Raw genomic sequence first — 6,000 nt, 5'->3', positions numbered from 1 at the left:
GAACTATGATTCAAAATTCGTGAGTTAAATTCCAAATCAGTTTAGATTTTTCTTTTTATAATATAATCGGTTTTCACCAAAATCAGGGAGAAAAATGCTGAGATTCCTGGGCAAGCATAGGCCTAGATGAGACCCCGCAGTGCGACGTGCACAAAGCAAGGCTTCCCAGAGCCAGAGTAATCTGCGACCTGCGAGGACGAGGAGTGCTGCTTCGCCGAAATCACTTACAACACGACGAGTACCAAGTATTTTTCCGCAGCGGTATGTCCCAGCCCTTTTACTTATTGCCGGTCCGATGACTCGTTTTCCATGTTTGTGCCGGTCTCCCCTGACAGCAGGTCACCGCCGGTTGAGGTTATAACATTATTGGTAACCTCTCGTGAGATTGTTCCGGAAACGAGCTGCAGAACATCATTAACAACGCCCTGGGTGTCTTTGAATTCCTGAACAATCGGAATATCATCCACTTCAGCATGCAGCCGGTCAATTTCTTCTTCGACTTTTTTCAGCGCTTCCGTTTTTCCGTATGCTTGAAAGTTCACAGCCTGTGTCTGCAATGTCTTTATTTTTGTGATTAACCGCTGGACTTTCTTATTATCATTAATTTTGGCTTCGACCTGTTTGAAACGGTCAATCTCCTCTGTGTTGGCGAGCATGTTCGCCAATTTTTTGGCTTCATCCAATATTTCTTTACGTGTATATTCTGCCATCTTATTTCACCTCTGCTGTTGTTTCTGCCATGACACCGTTTAATGACCATGTTCTGGTTTCTGTAATTTTTACATCAACGATTTTGCCGACAACTGATTTAGGGGCTTTAAAATTAACCAATTTGTTTCGTTCCGTATAACCGGCCAGCACATCAGGATCCTTTTTGCTCTCACCCTCGACAAGAACTTTTACAACTTTATCCTTATATTGTTGCATCGATTCGGCTGATTGTTTATTCACCAGTTCATTCAAACGGTAAAGGCGCTGCTTTTTCACTTCTTCAGGAACATCATCCTGTTTCCGGGCTGCCGGTGTACCTTCCCGAGGTGAATAAATAAATGTGAAGGCAGATTCAAAGCCAACCTCTTCAACCAGTGACATCGTTTCTTCAAACTGTTCCTCTGTTTCATTCGGGAACCCGACGATAATATCAGTTGTCAGTGTCGCATTCGGCATCGCTTCACGAATTTTCCTGACCAGTTCCAGATACTCTTCGCGTGTGTACCGGCGATTCATTTTCTTAAGCACCTCGCTGCTTCCGGACTGTACAGGAAGATGGATATGGTCAAGCAGATTGCCACCTTTAGCAAGCACTTCAATCAGACGGTCGTCAAAATCTCTTGGATGTGACGTTGTAAACCGAATTCTCGGTATATCAATTTTATGGAGATCATCCATTAAGTCGCCAAGGCCATAGCCGGAATCCTCGAAATCTTTGCCGTACGCATTGACGTTCTGGCCAAGCAGCGTGATTTCCTTATAACCCTGTGCGGTTAAATGGCGTACTTCCTGAATGATATCTTCGGGAAGACGGCTCCGTTCTTTCCCCCGGGTCATCGGCACAATACAGTAAGTGCAGAACTTATCACAGCCATACATAATGTTGACCCATGCTTTGACTTTGCCTTTGCGTGCTTTCGGAAGGTTTTCAATGATATCGCCTTCCTTGGACCATACTTCCACCACTTTTTCCTTGCCGAACATTGCTTCTTTCACAAGGTGTGGCAGTCGGTGGATATTATGGGTGCCAAAGATCAGATCAACTTGCGGATGTTTTTTCAAAATCCGGTTAACAACTTTTTCCTCCTGGGACATACAGCCACACACACCAAGAATTAAATCGGGCTTCTCGCGTTTCAGCGCTTTTAAGTGGCCGATTTCACCGAACACTTTATTTTCTGCATTTTCCCTTATGGCACAAGTATTCAGCAAAATAATATCTGCATCCTGAGTATCATTTGTTGACTCATAACCCATTTCATTCAAAATTCCGGCCATGACTTCTGTATCATGTTCGTTCATTTGGCAGCCGTATGTACGGATCATGAATTTCCGGCCTTCTCCGATGTTTTCCATATCCTCAGGAATGCCAAAATCATAGTGAACTTCAACATCATCCCGGCCGCGTTTCCTTGCTTTATTTAAATTCGGAGGCTCGTATGTTGTTTCAAAATATTTGGCAATCATATCATCGCTGGTTGTACTTTTTAGCCGTTCCATGTTATCCCCATCGGATTTTATGTCCGCCGGATTTTCGGATGGCTTAATTTGCGCCTGTTGTTTTCGCTGCTGCTCGTTCATAATCGGAACTCCTTTCATATATAAAAACACTTATCTATATATATACATTATTACATTATAAAGCCTTCAGCTATATTAAACAATACATGAAGGATACTGCACAAATAAAAAACCCTCCTAGCATAATAGGAAGGCTTCAGCTATGACGAAAACATTCAATTGGTTTTAAAAGTCAGATTATCTGGGTTCCACAATTAATTTGATTGCTGTCCGCTCTTCTTCTTCAATCATAATATCGGTAAATGCCGGTATACAGATTAAATCAACTCCGCTCGGAGCGACAAACCCCCTTGAGATCGCAACTGCTTTCACAGCCTGATTCAATGCACCGGCACCGATTGCCTGTATCTCCGCAGATCCCCGTTCCCGTAAAACATTCGCTAATGCACCTGCTACTGAATTTGGGTTGGATTTAGCTGACACTTTTAATACTTCCACTGCTAGTTCCTCCTTCATTAACTATTGTAGTTCTAATGCTACTATATTCTTGGAGATGTTAGCTTATTACTTATTATGCACCAATAATTCTAAACATTCAAATAAAGTGAAACTTCATTCAGTAGGATGCTTTTTTCCCCACTGAATGTTAGTTGAACAGAATCGGGGATTTATGGGCAGTTAACCGCAGTTTTTGGGCGGATTACTGACCATTACGTCCGGGGAAAAGTGAAACTTCATTCAGTGGGGTGTTTTTTCAATCAGCTGATAAACGGGTGATCGTCATTAATTAATATGCGTTCAGCTTTGGAAGCGGTTCCCGTTTTTTCATCAACCATAACAAGAAAACCGTTTAATTGGGATCTTCCCTTTTTATCAATTTCAAAACGTACCGGCAAGCTGGTATAAAATTTCTTCATGACAGCTTCCCGCTCCACGCCCAATATGGCGTCATAAGGGCCTGTCATACCTGCATCCGTAATATACGCCGTTCCATTCGGCAATATCCGCTCATCCGCCGTCTGTGTATGCGTATGTGTTCCTGTAACGGCACTGACTTTCCCGTCCAGGTGCCAGCCCATCGCCTGCTTTTCACTTGTTGCTTCCGCATGAAAATCAACAAAAATAATATCTGTTCGTTTTTTGGCTTGTTCGATCAGTTCATCCACTTTCCGGAATGGATCATCAATTGCAGGTAAAAACGTGCGTCCTTGAATGTTAATAACAGCAATTTCCGTGCCATTTATATTAACAAAAGTCATGCCTTTTCCGGGTGTGCCTTCTGGAAAATTGGCAGGCCTGATCATATTCTTGGCATCATCAATAAATTCAAATATTTCTTTTTTATCCCACGTATGATTGCCCATTGTAATGACATGTGCACCCCATTCGAGAAATTGCTTATAAATCTTTTGGGTAATTCCTTTGCCTGCTGCTGCATTCTCTCCGTTAATAATGATCATATTGGGACGATATTTTTCCTTCAGTTTCGGAAGATATGTCTGCACCATATCCCGGCCTGGAGAACCGACAACATCCCCTATAAAAAGTATTTGCATTATTGCTCATCCTATCTATATGAATTAATCACAGTGTTGCATAGTGCCCAGCTATTGTAAAGCAAATTAAAAGCGGCCCGAACGGCCGCTTTTATCTAGTTTCAGCGCTAAGTTGTAGCGTGGCTTCCTCACCCCTCACCTCCATACGATAAGTCAACATCGATTGCTTTCACTCAACGTATTTCCTTTATCTCCTGTGGTTCAGTCGGATTTGCACGTCACTAATCGGGGCGCTAAAACTTTTGAATTTACTTAGCATATTCTACTGATCTTGTCTCTCTGATGACAGTTACTTTAATATGTCCTGGATAATCAAGCTGGCTTTCGATTTGTTTACGAATATCGCGTGCGATTCGAACTGAATCAATATCATTGATCTCATCAGGCTTAACCATGATTCTAATTTCTCTTCCAGCCTGAATAGCGAATGACTTCTCAACACCTGAGAAGGATTCCGAAATTTCTTCCAATTTTTCGAGACGTTTGATATAGTTTTCCAGTGTTTCACTTCTCGCTCCAGGTCTGGCAGCTGATAGTGCATCGGCTGCAGCAACCAGAACAGCAATGACGGAAGTCGCCTCTTCATCGCCGTGGTGAGAAGCAATCGAATTGATAACAGCCTCATGTTCTTTATACTTGACCCCAAGTTCTTTGCCAATTTCAACATGGCTTCCCTCGACTTCATGATCAATTGCTTTACCCATATCATGAAGCAAGCCGGCTCTTTTTGCCAGTGTTTCATCTTCGCCTAATTCAGCAGCAAGCAATCCTGAGAGATATGCAACCTCAGTAGAGTGCTTCAATACATTCTGACCATAGCTGGTACGATACTTCAGGCGGCCAAGAATTTTGACGAGGTCGGGATGCAACCCATGTATGCCAACCTCAAACGTGGTCTCCTCACCAACTTCACGAATATAGTCATCAACGTCACGTCTGGCCTTATCAACCATTTCCTCAATCCTGGCCGGATGAATTCTGCCATCCTGTACGAGTCTTTCCAGTGCCATCCGGGCGATTTCCCTGCGTATTGGGTCAAACCCTGACAGAACGACCGCTTCCGGCGTATCATCAATGATTAAATCAATTCCAGTCAATGTTTCGAGGGTACGGATATTTCGCCCTTCCCGGCCGATGATCCGCCCTTTCATCTCATCGTTTGGAAGATTTACAACAGAAACGGTTGTTTCAGCAACATGATCTGCAGCGCAGCGCTGCAGGGCCAGTGAAAGAATGCTTTTGGCCTTCTTATCTGCTTCCTCTTTAGCACGATTCTCAGCTTCTTTGATCATTAAAGCTGATTCGTGTTTTACCTCTTGCTCAACTCGCTCCAAAATAACTTGTTTTGCCTGGTCAGTTGTATAACCGGAAATCCGTTCAAGCTCCGTTTGCTGCTCATTAAGCATCTCTTCCACTTTGCTTTCCATTTCTTCAATTTGTTGTTGTTTTTCTGTTAGTGATTCTTCCCTTTCCTCCAGCGTAGTTTCACGCTTATCAAGCGTTTCGTCTTTTCTGTCCAGATTCTCTTCTTTTTGCATCAGACGATTTTCCTGTTTTTGTACGTCCAATCGCCGTTCACGTAAGTCTTCTTCTGTCTGCTGACGAAGATTATGATTTTCATCTTTCGCCTCAAGAAGTGCCTCTTTCTTGGCAGCATCCGCATTACGATGCGCCTCATCTACTATTTGTTTGGCTAAATTTTCCGCACTGGAAATTTTAGCTTCTGCAATAGATTTACGAATCAGATAACCAACAACAATACCGACGATTAGGATTACGGCAAGCAAAATGGAGATGATTAAGGGATTATCCATGATTTCACCTCCTATTGCTATAAAGTTTTACAATTGATTCATTATTGTCGGCATGTACAATGTTCAATAATAAATAAATTATTGTATAATATAATAGAAAATTATACAATTTAATTTTACTGTTACCTTTAGCTAATGTCAAGAAATCGTAATAGTTGTTGCATGAAATATAATGATACATCATTCAGTTGAACAGAATCAGACCTTTACGGGCAGCCAATCCCCTGCTTATCTTGTCTGGTTTCCTTGAAGTATTGAAACGGGGATCCTGCTGCCCGTTTAGGCGAGAAAAAAACCTTTACCGGACTATGCCAGCAAAGGATTTGGAGATATATGAAATTTACATGCGTGTTCAAAAAGAAAGATAACAAAAACCGGGCAGTTCGAGGAGTCGCAGT

General features: G+C 42.4%; 5 protein-coding genes. All 5 read right to left on the bottom strand.

Annotated features, from left to right (window positions below; all coding sequences use genetic code 11):
* Positions 1–281 precede the first annotated feature (281 nt).
* The 5 genes from VK097_RS05505 to rny all read right to left on the bottom strand — a co-directional run bounded on the left by VK097_RS05505 (position 282) and on the right by rny (position 5,602).
* Positions 282–710 carry a YlbF/YmcA family competence regulator gene (locus tag VK097_RS05505; RefSeq protein WP_324210805.1) on the bottom strand — a complete coding sequence of 143 codons (429 nt, stop codon included), beginning with the start codon at positions 708–710 and terminating at the stop codon, positions 282–284.
* A 1-nt stretch (position 711) separates the two neighbouring features.
* The gene (gene miaB, locus VK097_RS05500) at positions 712–2,292 is read right to left on the bottom strand and encodes a tRNA (N6-isopentenyl adenosine(37)-C2)-methylthiotransferase MiaB (protein ID WP_324210804.1); all 1,581 of its coding nucleotides are present in this window, start codon (positions 2,290–2,292) and stop codon (positions 712–714) included.
* A gap of 177 nt (positions 2,293–2,469) precedes the next feature.
* On the bottom strand, positions 2,470–2,730 hold the full coding sequence (locus VK097_RS05495) for a stage V sporulation protein S (RefSeq protein WP_129674070.1): 261 nt from the start codon (positions 2,728–2,730) through the stop codon (positions 2,470–2,472).
* A gap of 260 nt (positions 2,731–2,990) precedes the next feature.
* Complete coding sequence (locus VK097_RS05490) at positions 2,991–3,788, bottom strand: TIGR00282 family metallophosphoesterase (protein ID WP_324210803.1); 798 nt, start codon at positions 3,786–3,788, stop codon at positions 2,991–2,993.
* A 248-nt stretch (positions 3,789–4,036) separates the two neighbouring features.
* Entirely contained in the window at positions 4,037–5,602 is a 1,566-nt protein-coding gene (gene rny / locus VK097_RS05485) for a ribonuclease Y (RefSeq protein WP_324210802.1), read from the bottom strand.
* Positions 5,603–6,000 lie beyond the last annotated feature (398 nt).

The organism is Lentibacillus sp., assembly GCF_035301675.1.
GTDB lineage: Bacteria > Bacillota > Bacilli > Bacillales > Amphibacillaceae > Lentibacillus.
The sequence above is the reverse complement of the archived record's forward strand: the minus strand, read 5'-3'. Positions and strand labels throughout refer to the sequence as shown.

What these genes read in the sequence shown, in the direction of transcription:
- VK097_RS05490 (WP_324210803.1), bottom strand. Translation starts at nt 3,788, where the DNA reads ATGCAAATACTTTTTATAGGGGATGTTGTCGGTTCTCCAGGCCGGGAT.
- rny (WP_324210802.1), bottom strand. Translation starts at nt 5,602, where the DNA reads ATGGATAATCCCTTAATCATCTCCATTTTGCTTGCCGTAATCCTAATC.
- VK097_RS05505 (WP_324210805.1), bottom strand. Translation starts at nt 710, where the DNA reads ATGGCAGAATATACACGTAAAGAAATATTGGATGAAGCCAAAAAATTG.
- miaB (WP_324210804.1), bottom strand. Translation starts at nt 2,292, where the DNA reads ATGAACGAGCAGCAGCGAAAACAACAGGCGCAAATTAAGCCATCCGAA.